A 26,873-nucleotide genomic window follows, 5' to 3' on the forward strand; every position below is an offset into this window, starting at 1 on the left:
CCATGTCGGGGGGCCGCTTCGATCCGTTCGCCGGAACCGGGCCGCGCTGGCGCGCCGTGCCCGCCTGGCGGCCCTTCCTCGAAGACCTCGCGGCGGGGGTGCTCGACTGGCTGGGCGATCAGACGCCCGAGACCCTGACCGACGCCACCATCCTGCTGCCCAACCGCCGCGCCGCCCGCGCCTTCTCCTCGGCGCTGGGCCGGTTGGCCGGCGACCGCCCTGTCCTGCTGCCCCAGGTGCGCCCGCTCGGCGATCTGGAAGAGGACGAGCCGCCCTTCGCCCCCGGCGAACTGGGTCTGGACCTGCCCCCCGCCATCGCCCCCCTGACCCGCCGTTTCGAAATGGCGCGGATGATCGTCGAAGAGTTTGAGCCGGGACTGAAGCCCCTGCGGGCGCTCGAGATGGCCGACGCCCTCGGCGGCTTCCTCGATTCCTGTCAACTCGAAGAAGTCTCCGACCTGTCGCGCATCGCCGGCCTGGCCGAACAGGACTTGGCCGAACACTGGCAGGACAGCGCCCGCTTCCTCGGCCTCGCCGTCGAGGCCTGGCCCAAGCGGCTGGAAGCCCTCGGCCTCGTCGATTCCGCCTGGCGTCGCGCTGCGCTGCTGCGCCGTCTGGCCGAGGCCTGGGACGCGCGCCCGCCGTCGCAACCGGTGATCGCCGCCGGTTCGACCGGCACCGTCCCCGCCGCCGCCGACGTTCTGGCCGCCGTGGCGCGGGCGCCGCAAGGCGTGGTCGTCCTGCCTGGTCTCGACCTCGATCTGGCCGACGGCGTCTGGGACCGCATCGATGACCAGCATCCGCAGGCCGCGCTGAAGGCCCTGCTGAAGCGCGCCGAGGTGTCGCGCGATCAGGTCCGCCCCTGGTTCCGGCCCGCCGTCGAACCGCGTCTGGAAGCGCGCGGTCTGGCCCGCCAGCGCCTGATCAACGAGGCCCTGCGCCCCGCCGAGGCCACCGACGACTGGCGCGCCGAGATCGCCCGCCTGCGCGCCGACGCCGCCGAGGCGGGCCAGGCCGCCGACCCCATCGCCGAGGGCCTCAAAGGCCTGTCCGCCCTCTCCGTCCGCGCCGAGGAAGAAGCCGCCACGGCCATCGCCCTCTTGATGCGCGAGACGCTGGAACGGCCCGGCGAGACCTGCGCCCTCGTCACGCCCGATCTGGACCTGTCGCGACGGGTCGAGGCGCGACTGGCGCGCTGGGGCATCATCCCCGACGCCTCGACCGGCGCCCCCCTGTCGCGGATGAGCGCGGGGGTTCTAGTCGACCTCGCCGCCCGCTTCATCGAGACGCCGCTGAAGCCCCGGACCCTGCTGGGCCTGATCAAGCATCCGCTGACGCGGCTGGACCTCGACGGCGCCAGCCCGTCGGACGCCGCCTCGGCGCTGGAAGAACACGCCCTGCGCGGCCCCCGTCCGCGCGACTGGGCCGAGGTGCAGAAGCGCCTGCTGAAGGCGGCCGAACCGGGTCGCGGCGGACAGCCCCTGCCCGAATGGAAGGCCGCCCGTCTGTCCGGCGCCCGCGCCCTGGCCGCGCGTCTGGAGACGCTGGCCGCCGAGGCCCTGTCTGCCTTCACCCCGACCGCCGCCCCCGACGCCGCCGCCCGCGCCCTGACCGCCCTGATCGAGGCCCTGGCCGGTCAGAACGCCTGGGCTGGCCCCGACGGCGAGGCCGCCGCCTCGCTGCTGTCCGCCCTGATCGACGGCGGCGGCTCGCTGGGCGCGGTCAGCCGCGCCGACTTCGCCGCCCTGACCGCCGGTCTGCTGGGCGAGGAGACGATCCGCACGGGCGGCGCCACCCATCCGCGCCTGCGCATTCTCGGCGCCATCGAGGCCCGCCTGACCCGCGCCGACCGCATGATCCTGGCCGGGCTGGAGGAAGGCGTCTGGCCCCGGCCGGCCCCGGTCGATCCCTTCCTGTCGCGGCCCATGCGTAAGACCCTGGGCCTGCCCACGCCCGAGCGGCGTCTGGGCCAGACGGCCCAGGACTTCGTCCAGGCCGCCTGCGCCGACGAAGCCATTCTGATCCATTGCGAGCGACGCGGCGGCCAGCCCGCCGTGCGCTCGCGCTGGCTATGGCGGCTCGAAATGCTGACGCGCGGCGCCGACGCCCCGGCCACGCCGGTCGCCATTCCCAAGCCCGAAGGTCTGGCCGACTGGACCCGCGCGCTGGACGCCCCGCCGCCCGGCGCCGCCCGTTTCGCCCCGCGTCCCATGCCGCGTCCGCCGGTCGATCGCCGTCCGCGCAGCCTCTATGTCACCCGCATCGAGCGCTGGGTGCGCGACCCCTACGCCATCTACGCCCAGTGGGTGCTGGGCCTGAACATCATGGACCGCCCCGGCGCCTCGGCCGAGGCGATGGCGCGCGGCAATGCGGTGCACAAGGCCATCGAGCGCATGACCCTGATGTGGCCCCATGTCCTGCCCGACGACTGCGAGGCCCAGATCGAGGCGTTGCTGATCGAGGAGCTGACCGCCCACGGCTTTGAAGACGCCGCCATGGCGCGCGAGACGCCGCTGGCGCGCAACTGCGCTCGCTGGCTGGCCGGGTTCGAGGCCGAGCGCCGGGCGCGCGGCGTCACCCTGCTGATCGAACAACAGGGGACGATGACCTTCGACGCCCCCGCCGGCCCCTTCACCATGAAGGCCTATGCCGACCGCATCGAGGTGGGCGCGACCGGCGCCGCCATCATGGACTTCAAGACCGGGGGCGTGCCTTCGGGCAAGCAGGTCAAGGCGGGCTTTGCGCCCCAGTTGACCCTGACCGCCGCCATCCTGGCCGACGGCGGCTTCAAGGACACCAACGGGCCGGTGCCGGCGGACGAACTGACCTATGTCCGCGTCGTCGGGCGCAAGAAGGCGGGCGAAGTCGCGGTGCGCGCCTCCGGCCCCGAAGCCGCCGCCCTCGGCGAAGCGGCCCTCGAAGGACTGAAGAAGCGAGTGGCCCGCTTCGACCATCCCGACACCCCCTACGTCTCCTGGGCCGCGCCCCAGTTCATGGGCAATTACGGCGGCAACTACGACCATCTGGCCCGCGTCTGGGAATGGCACGTCGTCGGCGGCGAAGAAGGCGACAGCGAATGAACATCGCCACTCCGCAGATGCGACCCGATCCCCAGATCCGCGCCGCCGATCCGGCCCTGTCGGTCTTCGTCACCGCCAACGCCGGCTCGGGCAAGACCACCACCCTGGTCAGCCGGGTGGCGCGCCTGCTGCTGGGCGGGGCCGGGGCCTCGGCCATCCTGTGCGTGACCTACACCAAGGCCGCCGCCGCCGAGATGCAGGCCCGCCTGTTCGAGACCCTGGGCAAGTGGGCCGTGATGGACGACGCCGCCCTGTCCGCCGAACTGGCCAAGCTGGACGCCAGCGATCCCGCTGGCCTCAACCCCGCCCGCCTGTCCGAGGCGCGCCGCCTGTTCGCCCGCGCGCTGGAGACGCCGGGCGGGCTGAAGATCCAGACCATCCACGCCTTCTGCGAAAAGCTGCTGCGCCGCTTTCCCATCGAGGCCGGCGTCTCGCCGCGCTTCACCGTGCTGGAGAACGAGGCCGCCATCGCCCTCAGCCACGCCGCGCGCGAGGAACTGGCCCGCGCCGCGCTCAGGGACCCGGACGGTCCGGTGGGTCAGGCCTACAGCCATTTCGCCGTCGAACTGGACTGGGGCCGGTTCGAGAGCCTGCTGGCCATGATCGAGGCCAAACGCGCCGACCTGACCGACTATGTCGCCCGCGTCGGCGACGGCTCAGCCCCCGGCCCGCACGCCCTGACCGGCGCCGATCCCGACCAGACGCCCGACGAGATCGAGGCCGACTTCATCCGCTGGCTGGACCGGGGCGAGGTCCGCCGCATGGCCGAGCTGATGGCGACCGGCGGCAAGACCGACAAGGACCGCGCCGCCGAACTGATCCACGCCCTCGAGCACGAGTGGAGCTTCCACGGCCTCGGCGTCGTCTTCCTCACCGGCACGGGATCGCCGCGCAAGTCGATGGCGACCAAGCAGGCCCCGCCCGACGCCGGCGGCTGGCTGACCGATCTGCAGGACAAGTATCTGGCCACGCTGGACGTGGTGCGCGCGGCCAAGGTCGCCGCCGACACCGTCAGGCTGCTGACCCTCGCCGTGGCCCACGCCGCCTTCTACGAGGCGGCCAAGGCCGAGCGCGGGGCGTTGGACTTCTCCGATCTGGTGGCCAAGACGGTCGACCTGCTGACCACGCGCTCGACCGCCGCCTGGGTCCTTTACAAGCTGGACGGCGGCATCGACCACGTCCTGATCGACGAGGCCCAGGACACCGCGCCAGAACAGTGGGCGATCATGCGCGCCCTGACCGGCGAGTTCTTCTCGGGCGAAGAGACCGACCGCACCGTCTTCGCCGTCGGCGATCAGAAGCAGTCGATCTACTCCTTCCAGGGTGCCCGCCCGGAACGGCTGCTCCAAGAGTCTCAGGCCTATGACAACCTGGTCACCGCCTCCGGCGCCGCCTTCGAGGGCGTCGATCTGGAGAAGTCCTACCGCTCGACCGAGGACGTCCTAGCCTTCGTCGACCACGCCTTCGCCGATCCCGAACGCACCCGCGCCCTGGTGGGCGAAGCGGGCGACATCCCCCGTCACCTGCCCGCCCGCGTCGGTCAGCGCGGCAGCGTCGACCTCTGGCCCCTGTTCATGGACGAGGCCCCGCCCGAGCGCGACGCCTGGGACGATCCGGTCGATCAGGAAGGCGTGTCGGGCGCGAGGAAGCGCATGGCGGCCGCCCTGGCCCAGGAGATCAGACGTCAGGTCGAGACCGGCGCCACCGTCTATGACCGCACGACCCGCCAGCCCCGCGCCAGCGGCTATGGCGACTTCCTCATTCTGGTGCGCCGCCGCGACGCCACCTTCGAGGAGATCATCCGCGCCCTGAAGACGGCGGGCGTGCCCGTCGCCGGCGCCGACCGACTGAAACTCAGCAGCCATATCGTCTTTGACGACCTGATCGCCCTGGCCCGGTTTGCGCTCTTCCCCGGCGACGACCTGTCGCTGGCCGAGGTGCTGCGCAGCCCCTTCTGCGACGTGGACGAGGCCTCGCTCTATGACCTGGCCGGGCGCGAGAAGCGTCAGGGTCTGTGGCGTGAACTGAAGCAGCGGGCCGAGGAGCGCCCCGAATGGCGCCGGGCGCTGGAGTTGTGCCTGGCCGCCCGCGCGGTGCGCGACCACGACCCGTTCGGCTTCTTCTCGACCCTGCTCAACCGAGTGGACGACACGGGCGTTTCGGGCCGCGCCCGCGTCCTGACACGGCTGGGCCGCGAGGCCGAGGAGGCCATCGACGAGACGCTGAATCAGGTGCTGGCCGCCGAGAACCGGGGCGGGGTCGATCTGGAGACCTGCCTCGCCCTGCTGGAGGCCGCCGATGTCGAGGTGAAGCGCGAACTGGAAGGCCCGCGCGGCGAGGTCCGCGTCATGACCGTCCACGGCGCCAAGGGGCTGGAGGCGCCCGTCGTCATCCTGCCCGACACCACGATGAAGGCGAAGGCCCAGGGGCCGACCCTGATGCCGGTGGCCACCGACGACGGCGAGGCCTGGCTGATGTGTCCGGGGTCGTCGAAGGAAGACTGCGCCGCGTCGAAAGCCGCCCGCGACGCGCGCGAGGCTCGCGTCGGCGACGAATCCCTGCGCCTGCTCTACGTCGCCCTGACCCGCGCCCGCGACCGGGTCATCGTCATGGGCCGAGGCTCCAAGCGGTCGCCCGAGCCGGGCGACTGGTGGTCGGTCATCGAGGAGACCTTCAACCGCCTCGGCGACGAGGTCCGCACCCTGGACAGCAATGTCCGCCGCTACGGCGTCGATCTCGACGTCCTGCCCGCCGTCAGCGCCGCTGCTGAGCATCGCCCCGAGGCCCCCGACTGGACCCGCACGACGCCCGTCCGCGACGCCGCCGCTCGCTTCGCCTCGCCGTCCCAGATGCAGGAGCAGAAACGCATCCCGGCGCCCTCGCCCCTGGCGCGCGGCGAAGGCCCCGGCGCCGGTCTCGGCCGCTTCCGGCGCGGCGACCTGATCCACCGTCTGCTGGAACGCCTGCCCGATATCGCCAGCGGAGACCGCCCCGACGCCGCCGCCCGGATGCTGGCCCGCGAACGCGACCTGTCCGACGATCAGCGGGCCGAGATGATCGGCGCCGCCTTCGCCGTGCTGGACGATGCGCGGTTCGCGCCCGTCTTCGGCGAGGGCTCTCGCGCCGAGGTGGCCCTGACCGGCTCCTCGCCCGACCTGCCCGCTGGCGTCTCCATCTCGGGCCGGATCGACCGGCTGGTGGTCACGCCGGAACGGGTGCTGGTGGTCGACTTCAAATCCAACCGTCCGGCCCCGGATCAGGTCGAGGACGCCGACCCGGCCTATGTGCTGCAGATGGCCGTCTATACAGCGGTGCTGAAGCGGCTCTATCCCGACCGCGCGGTCGAGGCGGCCCTGGTCTGGACCGACGGGCCCAAGCTGATGGCCGTGCCGCAAGGCCTGATGGACGACGCTCTTTCAAATGCGCGTTGATTTGTGCGGGAATCGCACCCACATCTGCCACTGAACGCTGAGCGCATACTCAGCGCGCAACTCATTTTGCGCTCAAGCAGCGAGGCCCCGCGGGCCGAGCGTAGCGCCCCTAAGGAGACTTAAAATGGCGACTGTCAAAGTCACCGACGAAAGCTTCGACGCCGACGTCCTGAAATCCTCGACCCCCGTCCTGGTGGACTTCTGGGCCGAGTGGTGCGGCCCCTGCAAGCAGATCGGCCCGGCGCTGGAACAGATCGCCGACGAACTGTCGGGCAAGGTGACGATCGCCAAGATCAACATCGACGACAGCCCCATGACCCCGTCCAAGATGGGCGTGAAGGGCATCCCGACCCTGATGCTGTTCAAGGACGGTCAACTGGCCTCGATGAAGGTCGGCGCCATGCCCAAGGGCAAGATCGTCGAATGGCTGGCCGAAGCCGGCGTCAAGGCGGACTGATCCGTCTCAGCGGATGAAATCAGGCGGCGGCGCCGAAAGGCCGGCCGCCTTTTTCATGCGTGAAACAAAGCCCTCCCCCTCGAGGGGGGAGGGTTGGGTGGGGGTGGAGGCAGACCGTGTTCGATGAAGCCTCTGGAGGCGGCGTCTCATGCGCCTCGCCGCCCAACGTCGCGCCCTCACCCCCATCCCCGACCCTTCCCCCCTCGAGGGGGAAGGGAGAATCATTGAGGCCAGGTCTCGGGACTGGCGCCCAGCACCTCGCCGGCCAGATACAGCGAGCCGCAGATGACCACCCGTCCGGCGCCCAGCGCCAGCGCCCGGTCCAGCGCCTCGTCCACCGAACCCGCCGGCATGGCGCCGAAGCCGCGCCCTTGCGCCACCGCAGCCAAGGCCGCCGGATCGGCCGCGGCGCCGTCGAAGCCGACGGTGAAGACCTGAGCGTCGGTCCCCTTCAGCGCCTCGAAGAAGCCGCCCGCGTCCTTGTTGGCCAGCATGGCGACGATCAGGGCCAGAGGGCGCGGCGCCCGCGCCTGCCGCTCGGCCAGGGTCCGGGCCAGGGCGCGTCCGGCGTGGGGGTTATGCCCGCCGTCCAGCCACAGTTCGGCGTCCGCCTTCTGCGCCTTTTCGGCATAGGGGCCGGCGGTTAGCCGCTGCATTCGCGCGGGCCAGCGCACGGATTTCAGCCCCTCGGCGACGGCGGCCGCGGGCAGGTCCAGTTCGAGGGCGGCGGCGATGGCCACGCCCGCATTGTCGAACTGATGCGGCCCGCTCAGCGCTGGGGCCGGCAGGTCGAGGAAGCGTTCCTGATCCTGATAGACCAGGCCCCCGCGCTCGGCCCAGGCGTCGAAATCCACGCCCATGACGGTCAGCGGCGAGCCGACCTCGGCCGCGCGCCGCGCGATCACCGCCATGACCGCTTCGGACTGGCGGGCGATGACGCCCCGCGCTCCCGCCTTCAGGATGCCCGCCTTCTCGGCGGCGACGCCTTCCAGCACCGTACCGAGGAACTCGGCGTGGTCCAGGTCGATGGGGGTGATGACGCTGAGCAGCGGCCGGTCGATGACGTTGGTCGCGTCCAGCAGTCCGCCCAATCCGACCTCGATGATGGCCAGGTCGGCGGGCGCCTCGCTCATGGCCAGGAAGGCGGCGGCGGTCGTGCTTTCGAACACGGTGGCCTGGCCTCCCGTCTCGGCCATGGCGGCCTCGACCCGGTCCAGCACTTCGTTCAACGTCTCGTCGCTGATCAGCGTCCCGGCCAGACGAATGCGCTCGTTGAAGCGCACCAGATGCGGCGAGGTGTAGGCGTGAACCCGCAAGCCCGCCGCCTCGGCGATGGCGCGGATCAGGGCGACGGTCGAGCCCTTGCCGTTGGTGCCGGCGACATGGACCACCGGCGGCAGCCGATCCTGCGGGTTGCCCAGCGCCGCGCACAGGGCCCGCATCCGGTCCAGCGACAGGTCGATGCGCTGCGGATGGCGGGCCAGAAGGCGCTGCGAAATCGGATCCATGAAGGCGCTTACGCCGCCTTGCGCTTGCCGCCCATCAGCATGGACATGATCTGGCCCAGCGTCGTCGGCAGCTCGCCGCGCGCCACGACCTTGTCGACCATGCCCTTGCCCTGCAGATATTCGGCGCGCTGGAAGCCCGGCGGCAGTTTCTCGCGGATGGTGGTCTCAATCACGCGCGGACCGGCGAACCCGATCAGGGCGCCCGGCTCGGCCAGATGCACGTCGCCTAGCATGGCGTAGGAAGCGGTCACGCCCCCCGTGGTCGGGTCGGTCAGGACGACGATATAGGGCAGTTGCGCCGCCTTCACTTCCTGCACGGCCAGGGTGGTGCGGGCCATCTGCATCAGGCTCAACGCGCCTTCCTGCATCCGCGCGCCGCCGGCGGCGGTGAAGCAGACGAAGGGCACGCCGCGCTTCACGGCTTCACGGGCGGCGGCGACAAAGGCCTCGCCCGCCGCCATGCCCAGCGACCCGCCCATGAAGGTGAAGTCCTGCACGATGACGACCGCGGCCACGCCGTCGATCTGGCCGAAGCCGATGGCCATGGTGTCCTTGCGGCCGGCCGCCTTGCGCGCCGCCGACAGGCGATCGCGATAGGGCTTGCCGTCCGAGAATTTCAGCGGGTCTTCCGGCACGTCGGGCGTGTCGATGGCCTCGAACTGGCCGCCGTCGAAGGTGGCTTTCAGGCGCGTCGGCGCATTGATCCGCATGTGACGGCCGGACGGCGTGACCCACAGGGCCGCCTCCAGGTCCGAGCGGAACAGCATCTCGCCGCTGTCCGGATCCTTGACCCACAGATTGTCGGGCGTGTCGCGCCGGCTGACGATCTTGCGCACGCCGGGAGCGAAGCGGGACAGCCAGCCGCCGCGCGGCTTGTTCTCGGGATTTTTGTCGACCATGAGCGCGCCTTTAGACGGTTTCCGCGACTGACGCACTAGCCCGGGCGGTTTTCACCGCATCGGCCAGAGCCTTCACTCGAGCCAGAACGCGGGGGACGGCGGGTTCGTTCGCCGCGAGGGCGGCGGCGACTTCATCGACGAAGACCGAGCCGGCCACCACCGCATCGGCCACGCGGGCGATCTCGGCGGCGCGCTCGGGCGTCTTGACGCCGAAACCGACGGCGACCGGCAGGTTGGCGGCCTTCCTCACCCGTTCGACGGCGGGGGCGACGGAGGCGGCCTGCGCCTCCTTCACCCCGGTCACGCCCGCGACCGAGACGTAATAGACAAAGCCCGAGGTGCCGCGCGCGATGACCTTCAGCCGGTCGTCGTCCGAGGTCGGCGTGGCCAGACGGATCAGCGAGACCTCGGCGGCGTCCAGGGCGGCGGCCAGAGGCCCCGCCTCTTCCGGCGGACAGTCGACCACGATCAGGCCGTCCACGCCCGAAGCCGCCGCGTCGCGCGCGAAGACCTCGTAGCCATAGCTCTCGACCGGGTTGAGGTAGCCCATCAGGATGACCGGGGTGGCGTCGTCGCCCTTGCGGAAGTCGGCCACCAGGTCGAGCGTGCCGCGCAGGGTCATCCCCGCCTGCAATCCGCGCAGCGCCGCGCGCTGGATCGGCGGCCCCTCGGCCATAGGGTCCGAGAAGGCCAGACCCAGTTCGATCAGATCGGCCCCGGCGGCGGGCAAGCCTTTGAGGATTTCCAGCGCCTCGTCCCGGCTGGGATCGCCGGTCATGACATAGGGAATAAAGCCGGCCCGGCCCTCGGCCTTCAGCTTGGCGAAGCGGGCGTCGATGCGAGCGGTCGTCACTGGGGCGTCGCTCCCGCAGCCGCCGCCGGCTGACCGGCGCAGACGTTGCCGGGGATGGTGGCGAAGCCGAGGTAGCCCGGCGTTTCCGGCGCCGAGGGGCGCGCGGTGTCATAGAAGGCCACCATCTGCATCCCGTCGCAGACGCCGCCGTCCTTGCGCTTGATCAGGACGACGCGATTGTCGTCGCCGTCCGCGACCAGCCAGCCCTGGCTTTCGAAATGAGCGATATAGGTCTCGGCCAGAGCGCCGACGCCGGCGAGCGGCGCGGTGACGCAGAAGGCGCGACCGTTCAGTCCATGCAGGTTGCCGCAGTCCGGCGCCGGCTGGGCGGCGCCCAGCAGGGGCGTGTCGGCGGCGGGCGCGCCCTGCGGTCCGGGGGCGGCAGCCCGCGCCGCGGGCGCCGGAGCAGCCGGCGCCGCCTGGGTCTTAGCCATCGTCAGGGTCGGCGACATGGCGACGGCCAGGGCCGCGATCAGAAGGGTCTTCATGCTCAAAGCTCCACGCCCAGGTGTTTGGCCACGGTGAAAATGTCCTTGTCGCCCCGGCCCGACAGGACCAGCACGACGTCGCCGTCCTTGCCCACGTCCAGCGCGATCTCGCCGATGCGGGCCAGGGCGTGCGAAGGCTCCAGCGCCGGGATGATGCCCTCCAGCTTGGACAGCATCCGGAAGGCGTCCAGCGCCTCGTCGTCGGTGGCCGACAGGTATTCGCCACGGCCGAGGTCGTTCAGCCAAGCGTGCTCGGGCCCGATGCCCGGATAGTCGAGCCCGGCCGAGATGGAGTGGCCCTCCAGAATCTGGCCGTCGGCGTCCTGCAACAGATAGGTGCGGTTGCCGTGCAGCACGCCGGGACGACCGCCCTTCAGGCTGGCGGCGTGTTCCGGCGTGTCCAGACCGTGGCCCGCCGCCTCGACGCCGATCAGGCGCACGCCCTCGTCCTCGATGAAGGGGTGCATGGCGCCGATGGCGTTGGAGCCGCCCCCGATGCAGGCCACCACCGCTTGGGGAAGATGCCCGATCTGGGCCAGCGACTGGCGCTTGATCTCCTTGCCGATGACCGACTGGAAGTCGCGCACCATGGCCGGATAGGGGGCCGGGCCCGCCGCCGTGCCGATGATGTAATAGGTGTCCTCGACGTTGGTGACCCAGTCACGCATCGCCTCGTTCATGGCGTCCTTCAGCGTCGCCGCCCCCGCCGTCACCGCCGCGACCTCGGCCCCCAGCAGCTTCATGCGGAAGACGTTGGGCTGCTGCCGCTCGACGTCCACCGCGCCCATATAGACGGTGCAGGGCAGGCCGAAGCGGGCGCAGACGGTGGCCGAGGCCACGCCGTGCTGACCGGCGCCGGTCTCGGCGATGATCCGCGTCTTGCCCATGCGGCGGGCCAGCAGAATCTGGCCCATGCAGTTGTTGATCTTGTGCGCGCCCGTGTGGTTCAGGTCCTCGCGCTTCAGCCAGATCTTGGCCCCGCCGAAGTGATCGGTCAGCCGCTCGGCGAAATAGAGCGGGCTCTCGCGACCGACGTAGTGGGTCAGGAATCCGTCCAGCTCGGCCTGGAAGCTCGGGTCGGCCTTGGCCGCGTCATAGGCCGCCTGAAGCTCATGGATCAGAGGCATCAGGGTTTCGGGCACGAAGCGGCCGCCATAGGGGCCGAAGCGGCCCTCGGCGTCAGGCCAGGCGTAGGTATTGGACAGGTTTGCGTTCACGAGCGGCAGTCTTTCGCGGGAAGGCGACGAAATCAGGACCGGGATACGGCCTTTAGAAAGGCGTCGATCCGGCCACGGTCCTTAACACCCGGCGCGCTTTCGACGCCAGAGGACACGTCGACCAGCGTTGCGCCGGAAATCCGCACTGCCTCGGCGACATTGTCGGGGCTCAGGCCTCCGGCCAGGAACCAGGGCTTGTCGAAGCGGCGACCCGCCAGCATCGACCAGTCGAACGAGGCCCCCACCCCGCCCGGCAGGTCCGAGCCCGCCGGCGGCTTGGCGTCGAACATCAGATAATCGACATACGGAGCCCAGTCGGCGGCGGCGTCGAAATCGGCCGCCTCGCGGATCGACAGGGCCTTAATGGTCCCCGCCCCCGTCAGCCGCCGCACCTCGGCCGCGCGCTCGGGCGTTTCATGGCCGTGCAGCTGGATCAGGTCGGGCCGCAGGATCAGCCCCACCTCGGTCAGCAGGGCGTCGTCGGGATCGACCAGAACCGCCACGATCTTGGCCCGTTTCCGCGCCCGATCGAACAGGGTGGCGGCGTGCAACGGCGGAATGTGGCGGGGGCTCTTTTCAAACACCACCGCCCCGACAAAGGCCGCGCCGCCTTGCAGCGCCGCCTCCAGCGTCTCGGGCGTCGTCAATCCGCAGATCTTGGCGAGGGTCATGAGAGGGAGGTGCGCGAGCGAAGAGGCGAGGTCAAGACGACAACCTCACTTCCCGCTTATCCCGGCGGACGCCGGGATCCAGTGAGAGCCTCACCTGCGACGCTTGCAGCCAAAGTACTGGGCCCCGGCGTCCGCCGGGGTGAGCGGATATGAAGGGTTCAGGCGAAGATCAGCTCGACCTCTTCCGGCGTCAGCAGCCGCCACTCGCCCGGCGCCAGATCATCCGGCAGGATCAGCCCGCCCATCCGCTCGCGGTGCAGGGCCTCGACGTGGTTGCCGGCGGCGGCGAACATGCGGCGCACCTGATGATAGCGGCCCTCGGTCACGGTCAGCAGGGCCTCGGTCGGCGACACCACCTCGAGGATGGCTGGCGACAGCGGCTTGTCCTCGCCTTCCAGCACCAAATCGCCCGAGGCGAACAGCGCCCCCTCGGTGCCGACCAGCGGTCGCGCCAGCGTCGCGCGATAGACCTTGGCCACATGGCGTTTCGGCGAAATCACCCGGTGCAGCAGGTCGCCGTCGTCGGTCAGCAGCAGCAGGCCCGATGTCTGCTTGTCCAGCCGCCCGATGGTCGAGATGGCCGGGTCGCGACGCTTCCACCGATCCGGCAGAATGTCATAGACCAGAGACCCGTCTTCCTTGCGCGAACAGGTCATGCCCAAGGGCTTGTTCAGCAGCATGACCAACCCCTGAACCGGGTCCAGCGGCTCGCCGTCGATCTCCATCCGGCTCGGCAGGTCGGGCGTCACCGGAATGCGTTTGGACACATCCGTCAGGTCCACGCCGTCCAGCACGATCCCGCCCGCCTTGCCCATGCGCGCCATCTCGGCCCGCGAGCCGTAGCCCATGGAGCCGAGCAGCTTGTCGACGCGGCTTGTCGGGATTTTCTTCACCGTTGCTCACCCACAGCCGTCATCCTCGGGCCTGTCCCGAGGATCCATAGACTCGACGTCTCCGACAGCACGCCCCCATCAACCCCCTGCGCGTCTGGATCCTCGGGACAAGCCCGAGGATGGCGCAAGAGAGACAGGTTCACTTCACCGCCTCAAAAATCTTGTAACCGCCCTTGTCGAGCAGCGGCTTGACCCGCTTGAAGGTCGCGTTCAGTTCGGCCTCATAGGGAAGGTGCCGGTTGGCGACCAGCCACAGCACGCCGCCGGTCTTCAGCAGGGCCGCCGCCTGACGGATGAAGTTCTGGCCCAGACGCCGATCCTCGGTCCCGCCGTCATGGAAGGGCGGATTGCTGACGATGAAGTTCAGCTCGCCCGCTGTCTCCAGGGTGCGCACATCGGCCCATTCAAAGCCCACGCGCGGGTCCTCGACATTCTTCTTGGCCGCCGCCAGCGCGCGCCGGTCGATGTCGATCAGACGCAGGCTCGTCACCGCCGGCGAACGCAGCGCCACCAGCGACAGCGCTCCGAAGCCGCAGCCCAGGTCCGCGCCCGCGCCCTTCAGCGGCGGCATGACCCCGGCCAGCAGGGCCGTGCCGGGATCGACCCGGTCCCAGGCGAAGACGCCCGGCTGCGACCAGGCGTCCAGACCCTCGATCTGTTGCAGGGCGCCGGCGGCGATGGCCGCATCCAGCCCCTCGATCATCTCGGGGCGGGTGACGATGCAGCGGCGATGGTGCGCCTTGGCCGTCTCGCCGACTTCCAGACCGAAGTCCTTCAGCTCCTTGCCCAGACGCGAGCCGCCCTTGCTCTTGTGCGCCATGACGTCCAGCCGTCCGCCGACCTTCAGCGCCCGCAGCGCCATCGCCAGGGTATAGCGCCGCTCCACCACGCCCGGCGGGGCGTAGATCATCGCCTCGTCCACCGAACCGGGAGCGAGGTCTTCCAGCGCGGTCGAGCCGGGAATGATGGGCGAGGTCTGCACGGCCCCGGTCGGCACATCGAACACCGCCGGCGGGCGGCCATAGAGAATAGTGGTCATGCGGCGCTCCTTAGCGGCTTTCCGCGCCGAGGCGTAGGCCCCCGCCGCGACCACCATGCTCATGCCCTCGTCCGTCACCCCTTGCGGGAGAAGGTGGGCCCAAAGGGTTCGGATGAGGGGTCTCGCATGCTCCACCTCCCGCTCATCCCGGCGGACGCCGGGATCCAGTGCGAGCTCCGGACGCCCGCCCCTGGGCAAAGGACTGGACCCCGGCGTCCGTCGGGGTGAGCGGAGTTTGGCGGCAGCACGCACAACCACCCCGCCCAATCCCTGAAAACCCAAGGGATCGCGCCGTCCCATCCCCCATCACCTCGCCTCACCCCCAACCTGCGCCATGCTTTCCCTGTCTCGTCGCAAGGGAGGGCTCGCTCGGCCGGCGAACCGAAGCGGCGGCGGGAGCGGAGAGAACGGGGGTCTTGTCGGACTGTTCGTCCTCCGTCGCGCGCGCCGGTCAAGGGAGGACCCAGCGGAAGGCGGCGACGGATCAGGCGGGCAGTTCAGGAGTGAGAGACGAAGCAGGCGCGAACGCGCTTCTTCCTATCGTGGTCTCAAGTAGCCCGAAGGGCGATAGACCACACTCCATTCATGACGCCGCTGGGGCCTAGCGACGGGGCGTTCGACCCGTCCGCCATAGAGGCTCCGGTCAGGGTCGAGGGGGTTACTCGGACCGTTCCAGGACCGCGTCGTCGCGCGGCCTGCCCGTCATGGGCGCCGGGGGTAGCCGCTAACAACGGCGCCTGCCCCGAGCTCATGTCCAACTCTTCGCGCGGGGCGCAGCGTCTTCGTCGAAACGGTAAAACTCATCTGTCTCCGGGCGAAGGCCCGGCGCCCCGCCCAGCCCTCCACCGCCCGCGATCTCGCGAGGCGGGCGTCGGCGCTCAAGCAGCCCGAAGGGCGGTAGCGCACCCAAGATGTTTCCTTCTCCCCTTGCGGGAGAAGGTGGCGGCCGCAGGCCGACGGATGAGGGGTCTCGCGACAGTGGAGGAAGGCGAACAGTCAAACTCAGCGCAACCCCTCATTCGACCTCGCTCCGCTCGGCCACCTTCTCCCGCAAGGGGAGAAGGAACACGCCCTCCCCGGATTAGGATGACACCCCGGAACGAATACGGCACAACCCGGCCCATGCTCGCAGACCCCCGCCGTTCCGCCCCGCCCGTTTCCCAGACTCTGGACGGCGCCCGCGAGGTTCTGGGCCGGGTCTGGGGTCATGCCGATTTTCGCGGGCTGCAATCCCATGTCGTGGCCGAGGTTCTGGCCGGGCGCGACGTCATGGCCGTCCTGCCGACCGGCGGCGGCAAGAGCGTCTGCTATCAGATTCCCGCCATCCTGCGCCCGGGCGTCGGTCTGGTGGTGTCGCCGCTGATCGCCCTGATGACCGATCAGGTCGAGGCCCTGAAACAGCAGGGCGTGGCCGCCGCCCGTCTGGATTCCGGCGTGGGCATGGACGAACGCTCGGCCATCTGGCGCGCCGCCCGATCCGGCGAACTGGACCTGCTCTACGTCTCGCCGGAAGGCCTGGCTTCGGGGTCGATGCTGGAGCGGCTGTCGGAGTTGCAGCTCAGCCTGATCGCCATCGACGAGGCCCACTGCGTGTCTCAGTGGGGTCACGACTTCCGTCCCGACTACCGCACCCTGGGTCGTCTGGCCGAGGTCTTCCCCGGCGTGCCGCGCATCGCCGTCACCGCCACCGCCGACGCCCGCACCCGCGACGACATCCTGGCCTCGCTGCGGCTGGGCGAGGCCCGCGTCTTCGTCGACAGTTTCGCCCGCCCGAACCTGCAGTTGTCGGCCGAGCGCAAGATCAACGGCTCGCGCGCCCGCACCGACGCCGCCGTGGTCGAACTGGTCCGCGAACGGCGCGGCAAGTCGGGCGTCGTCTATTGCGGCAGCCGCGACGGCTGCGAACGTGTGGCGCAAACTCTGCGCGACGCCGGGACCAACGCCATCGCCTATCACGCCGGCTTCGACGCCCGCGAGCGCGACCAGCGGCTGGCCCGCTTCCTGGCCGAGGACGGCGCCGTCATGGTCGCCACCATCGCCTTCGGCATGGGGGTCGACAAGCCCGACGTCCGCTTCGTCATCCACGCCGATCCGCCGGGGTCTCTGGAAGCTTACTGGCAGGAGATCGGCCGCGCCGGACGCGACGGCGAACCGGCCGAGGGCATCACCCTCTACGGTCCCTCCGACATCGCCTGGTCCCTGCGTCGCCTCGAAGGCCGGCCGATGGCCGAGGAGATCAAACAGGTCCAGACGCGCAAGGTCCGCCAGTTGTTCGCCATGCTGGACGGCGCCGTCTGCCGGCCCCAGGCCGTGCGCCGCTACTTCGGCGAACAGGACGCCCAGCCGTGCGGCGTCTGCGACATCTGCGGCGACCCGCCCGCCACCTTCGACGCCGTCGTCCCGGCGCAAAAAGCCCTGGCGGCGGTGCAACGCCTCGGCGAACGCTTCGGCCGCACCCGCGTCGTCGACCACCTGCTGGGCAAGACCAAGGACGTCCAGAACTGGGAGGCGAACCTGTCCACCTGGGGCATCGGCGCCGACCTGTCGCTGACCGCCTGGCGCGACGTCATCGACCACCTGCTGTTCGAGGGCCTGCTGGTCGAAGACCCGAACGAGGGCAAGCCCATCATCCGGCTGGGCGATCCCGAGGCCGTCCGCGCCGTCTATCGCGGCGAGCGTCCCATTCAGGTGCGCAAGGCCCCAGTGCGCGTCGTCGAGGCCGAACGCCCGCGCCGCAACGCCGGCCGCAACCTGGCCGTCGAGGCGTTGGACGCCGACGTCCGCGCCCGCTTCGAGGTCCTGCGCGCCTGGCGCCGCGACCGCGCCGCCGAGCAGCACGTCCCGCCCTACGTCATCTTCCAGGACAAGACCCTGGTCGAGATCGCTCTCAGCGAGCCGCGCGACCTCAATGCGCTCGGCCGCATCTCCGGCGTCGGCGCCGGCAAGCTGGAACGCTACGGCAAGGGCGTGCTCGAGGCCTTGCGCGCGGCGGATTGAGCCTTCAGCGCAGGAACCGCTCCACCGCCGCCTGGAAGCGCCGCGGCTGGTCGATCATGACCATGTGCTCGGCGCCCTCGATCCGTTCGAACTCGGCCGGATGCGGCAGCGAGCGGTAGCCGGCGCGGAACAGGCCGTCGATCTGGCTGCGCGGACTGCGGTCGTCGGCGCTCCAGCCATAGACGACGGTGACCGGCGCGGTGATCGAGGGCAGGCGCGAGCGCAGGTCCACGGTCATCACCTCGTACAGGCCTTGCGCCAGGGTGCGCCGGTCGCCGCCCTGCCAGCCCAGGGTGCCGAACAGGCTGTCGCTGGCGCCGCCCATCTCGATTCCCAGGCTGCTCGCCTGGGTCCGCAGAGCGTCATCCCCCAGCAGCAACAGCCCCTGATAGGCCAGCCGCGCCAAAGGCTCGACGTCGCCCGTGGTCGCCCCGGCGCTGATCAGGGAAGGGAAGAAGGGCGAGGCGTCCACCACCATGACTCGGCCGATGCGCGGCCCGGCGTCGGCCGCCACCCGCAAGGCGATCTGGCCGCCCATCGAGTGCCCGATCAAGGCCGGCCTGGTCAGCCCCTCCTCGGCGATATAGCGCCGGATCTCCGCCGCCGTCGGCCCGCTGACCAAGCCCGATGCATTGGCCTCGGCCCGCACGTCGCCGAACCCCCTCACTGTCACCAGATGCACCCGGTAGCGCCCCTCGAGCGCCGCGGCGGTGCGCGCCCAGACGGCCGAGGTCGATGCCAGACCCGGGATCAGGATCACGTCCGGTCCCGCGCCTCGCACCTCGACCACGATCCGTTCGGATTGAAACCCGACCGCAGGCTCGCTCCACGCCGTCGCTGGAAGACAGATCAGCAGAAGCAGGCTCAGAAGGAGGCGTTTCATGGCGACCACGCTAACGCCTGATCGCGACAATTGGTCGACCTTCGCCAGTTGAAATTGCACCGGTTCGGGTGTGATATCCGGCCATCCTGGGGAGGATTGAAATGAAGCCTATTATCCTGAGCGCCATTCTGGCCGCCGGCATCACTCTCGCGGGCACCGCCGCCGCCGAAGAATGGAACGTCTTCTCGCGCAGCGCCCGCACCATGTATCTCGCCGACGTCGGCGGCATAAGCGTCCTTGGCGACGACACCACGATCCGCATCGCCCGCGTGCCGCTCGAAGGCGCCCCGGGCGATTACAGCCACACCACAGAGGATCTGGCTCTGCGCTGCGCCACCAAGAAGTCCCGCGTCGTCCTGGAACTTGAATACGGTCCCAACGGCGTCGAGACCGACCGCATCGAAAGCCAGGAAGCGGCTTGGGAAGACATCCCGCCCAACAGCCTGACCTCCTTCGCACAGACCATCGCCTGCGACGGGGCCCGCGCCAACGGCCGCAACCCTGCCTCGATCAAGGACTTCATCGACGGCGGTCGTGGCAAGTAACGCCGCAGCCCGTCATCACCGATTCAAGGCTTGAGACGTTCGCCCAAGTTCGACGGGGCCGGAACGCGAAAACCCCAGGGCTTGCGCCCCGGGGTTTTCAGTATTGGATGCGAGAGCAGGGTTTGGTCGATACCTCACACGCCGTCGCTCAGGCGAGGAAGCGGCGCCGGCCGCGCTCGACCGACATCCGGTGAACGCCCGCTAGGGCCGTGCTGCGCGACTTGATGGTCTGCATGAAGACCCATTCGCCGCCGACCTTTTCGGGGGTCACGTCGATCACCATATAGCCGCGCCCGCTGGTCTGGGCCCAGGCCATCTCGGGATTGGCGGCGGTGAACGACAGGGCGGCGACTTCGGGCGCCACGCCGAGTTGCTTCTCGATGCCGTTGGAGGTGACGGCGTGGCCGGCGAACTCCACGCCCGCAGGTCGCCCGTCCTCGACCAGTGAATAGGCCCAGGCGTTGTGACTGTCGCCCGACAGCATCACCAGATCGGCGTCGGCCTCCTGCGCCGCGCTGAGGAAGCGAGAGCGCGCCGCCGGATAGCCGTCCCAGCGGTCCATCCACATCGGCAGGTCCGCCCGCGCCGCCCGCGCGCCATCCGCAAAGGACCGAACGGTCTTTTCGCTCGCATCCGGGCGCAGCCAGCTGACGGCGTCCTGCGGCATCACGGTTCGGCCGAGGATGGCGCCCATGCCGACGATCTGCCAGGCCGTCGTCCTGGCATTGTGCTTGAGCGCCTGCGCCAGCCAGCTTTCCTGCGTCGAGCCGAGCATGGTGGCCGAAGGATCGCGCCAGGGGCCATCGCGGAAAGCCTGCAGAGCCGCGTCGGTGCCGGCCCGGAACGCCCCGGCGATGTCGGCCTGTCGCGTCCGCCCGATCAGGCGCGATTCCGTGCGGTAGAGGGTGGCGAGCGCGCCGATCGAGTAGGCCTTCCACGGCTCCTCGGAAATCGGCATCCACTCCAGATAGGCCTGGGTGGCTGCGGCCCGCCGCACGTTCCAGTCGCCTTCCGACTGGGACTGGTGGTTCTGCGCCCCGCCTTCCCAACTGTCATTGCTGGCCTCGTGATCGTCCCACAGGCTGATCATCGGGGCCGCCTGGTGCAGCTTCTGCAGGTCGTCGTCGGCGCGATAGCAGGCCAGACGCAGGCGATAGTCCGCCAGCGCGATCATCTCGTGGTCATGCGCGGGCAGAAGGTCCCGTCCGGCGATCAGGTCGTCCGGCGCGTAAGAACCCAGGCCGTACTCATAGACGTAGTCGCCCACGTGGAGCCACAGATCCACGTCGTCGCGCGCCGCCGCATGGGCATAGGCGTTGAACCAGCCCATCGGCATGTTGGAACAGGAGAACAGGCCCAGACGGAACCGGTCCACCTGGCCCACCGGCAAGGTCTTGGTGCGTCCTGTCTCTGATCGGGCGCCGTCGGGGGCGATGAAGCGATACCAATAGACCGTGCCGGGGTTCAGCCCGTCCAGGGTGATCTTGACCGTCCAGTCCCGATAGGGGCCGGTGCGCACGGTGCCCCGCGACACGACCTGATTGAAGTCGCGGTCCAGCGCGATCTCGGCGTCCAGACGGACTTCATCAGCGCTGGTCGCCGGCACGTAGCGCGTCCACAGCAGCATGGACTCCGGGCCCGGTTCGCCGCTGGCCACATTGTGGGTGAAGCCCGTAGCGCCTAGCATTTCCGCCGCCAGACCGGCGCCGGCGGGCAAGGCGAGCGCCGCGAGGCCCAGGCTGCCGCCCAGCACTAGTCGCCGCCGATCAAGTAGCAGAGCCATGACATGTCCTTGGATGTGCTGGCCGACCCGGTGGGCCGGCCCTGTTCAGCCTGCCGCGACCGCGCCGTCGCAGGACGACGCGGCCACAACCAGCGTTCTGGCGCTCAAGCGCTCGGGATCAGAAGACGCCCTTGATCCCGACGTTCCACATCGAGCCGTACACGGTGTACTGCTGAACACGCTCGCTCACGTTCGAGTAGATGACGTCGGGCGAGTTGAAGATGTTCCGGCCCGCCATCATCACTTCGAAGCGGTCGTTCAGCTTGTAGCTGACGCTGACGTTCCACAGCTCACGGGACGCGTGATAGAGGATGCCGTTGTTCGCGGTCGTCTCGGTGTTGTTCAGGCCGCTGACACGATATTTCGCCTGCCAGTTGCCGTTCAGCTGGAAGTCGAACGGGCCGTAGTTGTAACGAACGCCCCAGTTGGCCGCCTGCTTGGGCGTGCTCTGGCGCTCGCCGTCCGGGTCGATATGGGTCAGCGAGCCATGCAGACCCAGCCCCCTCAAGGCGCCGGGCAGGAAGGTGAGTTGCTGGTTGTACTCGAGGACCGCGCCCTTGTTGGTGCTGGTCCCGTCCAGGTTCTGGGCGCTGCGGAAGGTGTAGCCCGCGTATTCTGCAGGATCGAACCCGACGTCCTCCGGATTGACCGTGATGCCGGTGACCTGCATGTCCTTCATGTCCAGTTGATAGACGGACAGGCCGACGATCCCGGCCGAAGGCAGATAGTACTGCAGGCTGGCGTAGTACTTGGTCGAGTGCTCGGGCTTCAGCTCCGGGTTCGGCACGGTGACGATCATGGTGTCGTCGTTCACCGACACCACCCCGCCGAGATTGCCATAGTCAGGGCGCAGGATGGATTGGCTGAAGGAAAGCTGGCCGACCAGATTATCGGTGAAGTCGTACTTGACCCCGCCGCTCAGGAACCAGTCGTCGTATTCGCCTTGGCGTTCGGACGATTCGCCGTTGTGGTACTGATAGAGAAGCCCCTCGACCGTGCTCACGGACAAACCAGCCGCGGTCACCTCCTTGACCGGACGGATGACAGCGATCTTGGCGGTCGTTTCGGTCTTCTCGTAGCGCAACCCCAGATCGAAGCGCGCCTGGCCCGCATCGGCCTGAGCCTCGAAGTAGGCGGCGGTGATGTCTTCGTGAACCTGTTTGTCGTTGTCGAGACGACGCTTCAGGTTGCCCACCATGTCCGGCACGAAGTATCCGGGGTTTTTCTTGTAGAGATCATGGGTGGCGTAGTTGCTGTCGGCGCGCCAGTTCTGGGCGTTCATGTTCCCGGCGTCGAAGCCGATGATCTCGAACTTGTAGTTCTGCGTCCAGGGCACCACCGCCTCCGGGGCCTTCTGCGAGAGATCTCCGGTCGGACCGACGTACTGGAACTGCTGGAACGAGCCTTCGTTGGTCCGCCAGTCGTTGGTGCGGGCGCTCGCGCCGCCCATCAGGGCGAAGTAGACGTCGCCGAGGCTGAACTTCTTCTTCAGGTCCAGGTTGACCGAATACATCTCATTGACGGCGTCGGACTCGGAGGTCCGGATATTATTGCCGATGTCGTCGTCGCGGTTGAAGCTGGTGGGATCGCCCCAGGGACGGCCAGCGGTCTGGGCCAGGGCCCAGGTGTTCGACTCCGATGAATCACGATCCAGGGTGAAGCCGATCCGGGTCAGATAGCTGTCCGTGCGCTGGAAGAAGCCCTTGCTCCGGTCCCGGAAGTTGAACTCGGAACTGGAATAGCTGGCGCGAAGCGCCGCCTCCCACGTCTCGCCTTTGTATTCCAGCTTGGGCGCGAGCAGATAGGCGGGCGTCCCGGCATAGCGGTGCGAATACTGGGTATGCAGGCGGGTATTCGTCCCGTTGGGGTTCACGGTGATATGGGTCGGCGTGGAGTCCGCCGTGGCCTGCGAGACGGTCGGCGTGCCGAAGATCAGATAGGTGTACTGATTGAAATATTCGACATCGTAGAACGAGTAGTTGCTTCTCAGAGAGAAGACTAGGTCGTCGGTGATCTTGTAGTCCACGGCCAGATTGGCGGCCGTACGGCTGGTCAGTTTCGGGCCCGGACGCCACATGACCTGATAGGGCATGACCCGGCCGTCCGGCAGGTAGGACCAGTCCGTCTGGATGCGGTCCTGCTGCACATAGTTGGCGTTGTAGCTGCCGCTCAGCGCGACCCCGAGGCGACCGTCGAGGAAGACGTCGGCATAGCTGAACTGTCCCGACGGATAGATGCTGGCGTGCTTCTGGTCGTCGGGCATGTAGTGCCGCGAGAGCTGGGAATCCGAGGTGCCGACGCCGCCCAGCTGGAAGCGGAGCTGACGATCAGCCAGTTGGAAGGCGTATTTGCTGCGCAGATTGATGCTGCCGCCCGGCGCGTCGGCGTCCATGCTGGCCAGCAGGGTGTGGTTCAGTTCGATCGCCTCGACGCCGGTGATCGACATCTGTTCGAAGGAGTTCTGACGCCCCGAGTTGTTGTTGGAGGTCGCCGTGGCCATGCGGGCGCCGTCCATGGTGAAGGTCGAGTATTTCGGCGGCAGGCCGCCGATACGCACGGCCGTGGCGTCCACCTCGGTATAGTCCAGCGAGAGACCCGGCATGGACTTCATGAACTCGCCGACGTCGCCCATGGTCAGGGCGCCGAAGTTGTCGGCCGGGACCACGTTCTTGGCGTTCATGGAGGCGCGACGCTCCATCAGGGCCTTGGCCTGCCCCCCGCGCGCGGCGGTGACCACGATGTCCTCGACCGCCGCCGCTTCCCCGCCGGAGGCGGCGTAGATAGGTGCCTTCAGTTCGATGTCCAGCACCGCCGTCTGTCCCGCGGCGACCGCGGCCGTGACCCGCGCCTCCTGCAGGCCGGCGTAGCGCACCAGGACCGTGACCTCGCCCGCCGGCACGCCGCTCAGACGGAAGGCGCCGCCGTCCTCGGAATAGGCCACGATCGTCGTGCCTTCGACGCGAACCTCGGCGTTGCGCAGATATTCGCCGCTGGCGGTGTCGAACACCCGCCCGCGCACCGCGCCCGAGGCCGCAGCGGGCGCCTGAACCACCGCCGCCTGAGCCTGCGCCGCCTGAGGCAACTGCACGGCGAAGGCGGTCACTAGGAGCGGGCAGAGAAGCAGCGCGCGCGGGCTGACGCTGGTCAGTTTATGCAGGCGACGATTGGGGGTCATGACAAGCTTACTTCGTTGGATTGAACAAGAAAAAATGGTCACTAGGGATCGACAGCGCCCCTCGCGTCAGGCGCGGGACTTCAGCCGATGAAGGTTCTGGGATGAGCGTCGATGCCGCGCTTCACGGCGCGTCGGCATTCCCCAGGATCTGGAGACGTTCCGTCTGGCTGACCGGCGCGAAGGGTGCCTGCGGATTGCCCGTCCAGCGCATCAGGGTGAGATCGGCGGTCTGTCGGCCTTTTCCGCCGGCGTTTTCCGCCAGATAGAACAGGCCGTGGCCCAGGGGCTCGAGACCGACATCGGCCTTTTGATTCCAGCCTCGAACGCCCGTGTCAGAATCGCGCAAACCGTCGTCGGCCAGGCCCAACAGCAGGCCCTGCGCCCAGCCCTCGCCGTCCGCATCCGGCACGCCGATCAGGTCGCCCATAACAGGCTGTTCGCGGGCCTCGACGGCGAACAGAAGATAGTTGGGAAAGGCGTCCTTGCGGCCCTTATAGACGCCCATGAACCAGCGCTGCTGGGCCTCGTCGTAGGCTAGGTTCTGCACGCCGTAGGTCGTATTGCCGGTGCGGACGAAATATTGGCCCTCAGCAGACGCGGGTCCGTTCCGGTGGGGCGCAGCCTCGGACAGCGGACTGGCGTAGCGGCTCCAGTCCGCGATGTCGTACTGCAGCAGCACCTGATGGTCATTGTCGGCCCGCGCGGTGTCGCCGTACACGCCATAGGCGACGGTCAGGCGCAACGGACCATCCACGCGACCGAAGGCGGGGCCGAACGCCACCCCGTCGATGCCGGACGCGCCATAGCGATGGTCGAGCGAGGCGGCGTGGTCGCCGTCGAAGCGCCCGTCTCCGTTCACATCGGCCGCATAGTCTCTGGCGACGTCGGGCAGATAGACGGTGCGGAAGATCTCGGTCCGGCTCGCCTCCACCCCGACACGGTCGAGCTGGGCGACATCAATGACCGCGACGTAGAAGGCCTGGTCCGCCTTGTATTCCAGCGAGCCGTAGATCCTGCCGTCGGCGGGGTTGAAGGCCAGATCGCCGAGGTGGCCTGTCCAGCCAACCAGGGTTCCAACCAGCTTCCCATTGAAGTCGTACTTGGCGAGCAGGTTGGTGAAGGAATAGTAGATGTAGCCGCCCTGCACATCGACCGCGACGCCCTGCACATGACCGGAATCCCAGACGCCTCCGTTCTGGGTCAGCGGCAGCCGCGCCAGAGCCGAAGCGTCCGGCTCGGCCTCAGACCCGCTGGAAAGAAAGCCGAATTCGTTGCCTGCCTTTGGCGCCTCGTCGGCGCGGGCCGGGTCGGCGGCGGCGGCCGGCGCGAGGGGCAGCCCCGCGAGCAAAAAGAGCCCAACGGCGCGCGATCGCATACTGAACTTCATGCCCCCCCCCGTGCGTTCCAACACAAGGGAGGCGGTTAAGCTTCAACTATGATCGACAGCGCACGCTTTCATCACGTCCTCAAAAAACTAAAGTGACATCACCTTGTCGAATACGTGCCCCTCGGAGAGATATTCTAGAGCAGGGCCTGGTTAAACGCCTCACATTGCCGACCGTCGACGAGTCGCACGTCGGCCTCAAAGGCAGGAGATTCGGCGAAAGACCTTGCGGAGGTTCCAGGACGTGAACCGTGACGGCCCCATTCCGGAGGACGCGCCTAACGCTAGGCTGAACCGACGAAGCAATCCAAGGCCTTCCAGCTGAAGGTGCAGGGCAGCTTGGCGGCGCTGCTGGCGCGGGGCGGGGCCCAGAACGCGAAAACCCCCACGGCGTGAGCAGTGGGGGTTTTCGTTAAACTTGGGTGCGGGAGCAGGATTTGAACCTGCGACCTTCAGGTTATGAGGAAGACTTTTTTATGTATCTGGTAGACCCCGCGGCGACCTACTCTCCCGCGCCTTGAGACGAAGTACCATTGGCTCTGGAGGGCTTAACGACCGAGTTCGGAATGGGATCGGGTGTGGAACCTCCGACATAGCCACGGGGTCAACCAGACACATAAAAAAGAGAAGACATCGTCGCGTATTGTATATCGGCAAGTAAAACCGAATGAGTTTTGCTGAGAAACGATCAAGCCGATCGGATTATTAGTACCAGTAAGCTTCACACGTCACCGCGCTTCCACACCTGGCCTATCAACGTGGTAGTCTTCCACGATCCTCAGCGAAGCCTTGTTTTGAGGTTAGTTTCCCGCTTAGATGCTTTCAGCGGTTATCTATTCCATACTTAGCTACCCTGCTGCGCGGCTGGCGCCACGACAGGTCCACCAGAGGTATGTCCATCCCGGTCCTCTCGTACTAGGGACAGATCCTCTCAAGCTTCGAACACCCACGGCAGATAGGGACCAAACTGTCTCACGACGTTCTGAACCCAGCTCACGTACCACTTTAAATGGCGAACAGCCATACCCTTGGGACCTGCTCCAGCCCCAGGATGTGATGAGCCGACATCGAGGTGCCAAACTTTGCCGTCGATATGGACTCTTGGGCAAAATCAGCCTGTTATCCCTAGAGTACCTTTTATCCGTTGAGCGATGGCCCTTCCACGCGGGACCACCGGATCACTATGGCCGACTTTCGTCTCTGCTCGACTTGTCAGTCTCGCAGTCAGGCGAGCTTATGCCATTGCACTCGACGACCGATTTCCGACCGGTCTGAGCTCACCATCGCGCGCCTCCGTTACACTTTGGGAGGCGACCGCCCCAGTCAAACTACCCACCACGCCATGTCCCGGATCCGGATAACGGATCTCGGTTAGACGTCAACGACAGTAAGGGTGGTATTTCAAGGATGGCTCCACCAGAGCTGGCGCCCCGGTTTCATAGCCTCCCACCTATCCTACACATACGGTCGCTAACGCCAAGGCGAAGCTATAGTAAAGGTTCATAGGGTCTTTCCGTCTGACCGCGGGAACCCCGCATCTTCACGGGGAATTCAATTTCACTGAGCCTGT

General features: G+C 68.3%; 17 protein-coding genes and 2 rRNA genes (1 of these 19 only partly in view). 5 read left to right on the forward strand and 14 right to left on the reverse strand.

Annotated elements, in window-relative coordinates; all coding sequences use genetic code 11:
• The first annotated feature begins 2 nt into the window (after window positions 1-2).
• From addB to trxA, 3 genes are all read left to right on the forward strand, one after another.
• Complete coding sequence (addB, locus tag AB4Y68_RS05050) at window positions 3-3,080, forward strand: double-strand break repair protein AddB (protein ID WP_441454414.1); 3,078 nt, start codon at window positions 3-5, stop codon at window positions 3,078-3,080.
• Window positions 3,077-6,511 (forward strand): double-strand break repair helicase AddA, encoded by a 3,435-nt coding sequence (gene addA / locus AB4Y68_RS05055; RefSeq protein WP_441454415.1) that lies wholly within the window; start codon window positions 3,077-3,079, stop codon window positions 6,509-6,511. Before addB ends, addA begins: the two co-directional genes overlap by 4 nt.
• Before the next feature lie 124 nt (window positions 6,512-6,635).
• Complete coding sequence (trxA, locus tag AB4Y68_RS05060) at window positions 6,636-6,968, forward strand: thioredoxin TrxA (RefSeq protein ID WP_114816818.1); 333 nt, start codon at window positions 6,636-6,638, stop codon at window positions 6,966-6,968.
• 221 nt (window positions 6,969-7,189) lie between these two features.
• On the opposite strand, the gene AB4Y68_RS05065 is transcribed toward trxA, so the two are convergent.
• The 8 genes from AB4Y68_RS05065 to AB4Y68_RS05100 form a co-directional block, all read right to left on the reverse strand.
• Entirely contained in the window at window positions 7,190-8,476 is a 1,287-nt protein-coding gene (locus AB4Y68_RS05065) for a bifunctional folylpolyglutamate synthase/dihydrofolate synthase (protein ID WP_441454416.1), read from the reverse strand.
• A gap of 8 nt (window positions 8,477-8,484) precedes the next feature.
• On the reverse strand, window positions 8,485-9,375 hold the full coding sequence (locus tag AB4Y68_RS05070) for an acetyl-CoA carboxylase carboxyltransferase subunit beta (RefSeq protein ID WP_441454417.1): 891 nt from the start codon (window positions 9,373-9,375) through the stop codon (window positions 8,485-8,487).
• 10 nt (window positions 9,376-9,385) lie between these two features.
• A complete protein-coding gene (gene trpA, locus AB4Y68_RS05075) occupies window positions 9,386-10,228 on the reverse strand; it encodes a tryptophan synthase subunit alpha (RefSeq protein WP_441454418.1) in 843 nt (280 codons plus the stop codon).
• Window positions 10,225-10,716, reverse strand: a complete 492-nt coding sequence (locus AB4Y68_RS05080; RefSeq protein ID WP_441454419.1) for a hypothetical protein — start codon at window positions 10,714-10,716, stop codon at window positions 10,225-10,227. The genes trpA and AB4Y68_RS05080 overlap by 4 nt, the downstream gene beginning before the upstream one ends.
• A gap of 2 nt (window positions 10,717-10,718) precedes the next feature.
• The gene (gene trpB / locus AB4Y68_RS05085; RefSeq protein ID WP_441454420.1) at window positions 10,719-11,933 is read right to left on the reverse strand and encodes a tryptophan synthase subunit beta; all 1,215 of its coding nucleotides are present in this window, start codon (window positions 11,931-11,933) and stop codon (window positions 10,719-10,721) included.
• Window positions 11,934-11,965: 32 nt separating this feature from the next.
• The gene (locus tag AB4Y68_RS05090) at window positions 11,966-12,604 is read right to left on the reverse strand and encodes a phosphoribosylanthranilate isomerase (protein ID WP_441454421.1); all 639 of its coding nucleotides are present in this window, start codon (window positions 12,602-12,604) and stop codon (window positions 11,966-11,968) included.
• A 158-nt stretch (window positions 12,605-12,762) separates the two neighbouring features.
• The gene (locus tag AB4Y68_RS05095) at window positions 12,763-13,497 is read right to left on the reverse strand and encodes a pseudouridine synthase (RefSeq protein WP_441454422.1); all 735 of its coding nucleotides are present in this window, start codon (window positions 13,495-13,497) and stop codon (window positions 12,763-12,765) included.
• Between the two features lie 139 nt (window positions 13,498-13,636).
• A complete protein-coding gene (locus tag AB4Y68_RS05100; RefSeq protein WP_441454440.1) occupies window positions 13,637-14,536 on the reverse strand; it encodes a class I SAM-dependent methyltransferase in 900 nt (299 codons plus the stop codon).
• Between the two features lie 1,122 nt (window positions 14,537-15,658).
• On the opposite strand from AB4Y68_RS05100, the gene recQ reads away from it, so the two are divergent.
• The gene (recQ, locus tag AB4Y68_RS05105; RefSeq protein ID WP_441454423.1) at window positions 15,659-17,533 is read left to right on the forward strand and encodes a DNA helicase RecQ; all 1,875 of its coding nucleotides are present in this window, start codon (window positions 15,659-15,661) and stop codon (window positions 17,531-17,533) included.
• 4 nt (window positions 17,534-17,537) lie between these two features.
• On the opposite strand, the gene AB4Y68_RS05110 is transcribed toward recQ, so the two are convergent.
• Entirely contained in the window at window positions 17,538-18,416 is an 879-nt protein-coding gene (locus AB4Y68_RS05110) for an alpha/beta fold hydrolase (RefSeq protein ID WP_441454424.1), read from the reverse strand.
• Between the two features lie 101 nt (window positions 18,417-18,517).
• Here AB4Y68_RS05110 and AB4Y68_RS05115 point away from each other — a divergent pair, with 101 nt between their 5' ends.
• Window positions 18,518-18,961 carry a hypothetical protein gene (locus AB4Y68_RS05115; protein ID WP_441454425.1) on the forward strand — a complete coding sequence of 148 codons (444 nt, stop codon included), beginning with the start codon at window positions 18,518-18,520 and terminating at the stop codon, window positions 18,959-18,961.
• Between the two features lie 148 nt (window positions 18,962-19,109).
• On the opposite strand, the gene AB4Y68_RS05120 is transcribed toward AB4Y68_RS05115, so the two are convergent.
• The 5 genes from AB4Y68_RS05120 to AB4Y68_RS05140 all read right to left on the reverse strand — a co-directional run.
• Window positions 19,110-20,744 (reverse strand): alkaline phosphatase D family protein, encoded by a 1,635-nt coding sequence (locus AB4Y68_RS05120; RefSeq protein ID WP_441454426.1) that lies wholly within the window; start codon window positions 20,742-20,744, stop codon window positions 19,110-19,112.
• Between the two features lie 118 nt (window positions 20,745-20,862).
• On the reverse strand, window positions 20,863-23,919 hold the full coding sequence (locus AB4Y68_RS05125; protein WP_441454427.1) for a TonB-dependent receptor: 3,057 nt from the start codon (window positions 23,917-23,919) through the stop codon (window positions 20,863-20,865).
• Between the two features lie 121 nt (window positions 23,920-24,040).
• Window positions 24,041-25,306 (reverse strand): hypothetical protein, encoded by a 1,266-nt coding sequence (locus tag AB4Y68_RS05130; RefSeq protein WP_441454428.1) that lies wholly within the window; start codon window positions 25,304-25,306, stop codon window positions 24,041-24,043.
• Window positions 25,307-25,792: 486 nt separating this feature from the next.
• Window positions 25,793-25,907, reverse strand: a 5S ribosomal RNA gene (gene rrf / locus AB4Y68_RS05135).
• Between the two features lie 80 nt (window positions 25,908-25,987).
• Window positions 25,988-26,873: ribosomal RNA gene (locus AB4Y68_RS05140) — 23S ribosomal RNA — on the reverse strand; it runs 1,901 nt beyond the window's last position.

The organism is Brevundimonas sp. 2YAF1, assembly GCF_052114745.1.
Taxonomy (GTDB): Bacteria; Pseudomonadota; Alphaproteobacteria; order Caulobacterales; family Caulobacteraceae; genus Brevundimonas.

Coding starts and splice junctions, on each gene's coding strand:
- addB (WP_441454414.1), top strand. CDS start 3: ATGTCGGGGGGCCGCTTCGATCCGTTCGCCGGAACCGGGCCGCGCTGG.
- addA (WP_441454415.1), top strand. CDS start 3,077: ATGAACATCGCCACTCCGCAGATGCGACCCGATCCCCAGATCCGCGCC.
- trxA (WP_114816818.1), top strand. CDS start 6,636: ATGGCGACTGTCAAAGTCACCGACGAAAGCTTCGACGCCGACGTCCTG.
- AB4Y68_RS05065 (WP_441454416.1), bottom strand. CDS start 8,476: ATGGATCCGATTTCGCAGCGCCTTCTGGCCCGCCATCCGCAGCGCATC.
- AB4Y68_RS05070 (WP_441454417.1), bottom strand. CDS start 9,375: ATGGTCGACAAAAATCCCGAGAACAAGCCGCGCGGCGGCTGGCTGTCC.
- AB4Y68_RS05080 (WP_441454419.1), bottom strand. CDS start 10,716: ATGAAGACCCTTCTGATCGCGGCCCTGGCCGTCGCCATGTCGCCGACC.
- AB4Y68_RS05090 (WP_441454421.1), bottom strand. CDS start 12,604: ATGACCCTCGCCAAGATCTGCGGATTGACGACGCCCGAGACGCTGGAG.
- AB4Y68_RS05100 (WP_441454440.1), bottom strand. CDS start 14,536: ATGACCACTATTCTCTATGGCCGCCCGCCGGCGGTGTTCGATGTGCCG.
- recQ (WP_441454423.1), top strand. CDS start 15,659: ATGCTCGCAGACCCCCGCCGTTCCGCCCCGCCCGTTTCCCAGACTCTG.
- AB4Y68_RS05110 (WP_441454424.1), bottom strand. CDS start 18,416: ATGAAACGCCTCCTTCTGAGCCTGCTTCTGCTGATCTGTCTTCCAGCG.
- AB4Y68_RS05115 (WP_441454425.1), top strand. CDS start 18,518: ATGAAGCCTATTATCCTGAGCGCCATTCTGGCCGCCGGCATCACTCTC.
- AB4Y68_RS05120 (WP_441454426.1), bottom strand. CDS start 20,744: ATGGCTCTGCTACTTGATCGGCGGCGACTAGTGCTGGGCGGCAGCCTG.
- AB4Y68_RS05125 (WP_441454427.1), bottom strand. CDS start 23,919: ATGACCCCCAATCGTCGCCTGCATAAACTGACCAGCGTCAGCCCGCGC.
- AB4Y68_RS05130 (WP_441454428.1), bottom strand. CDS start 25,306: ATGAAGTTCAGTATGCGATCGCGCGCCGTTGGGCTCTTTTTGCTCGCG.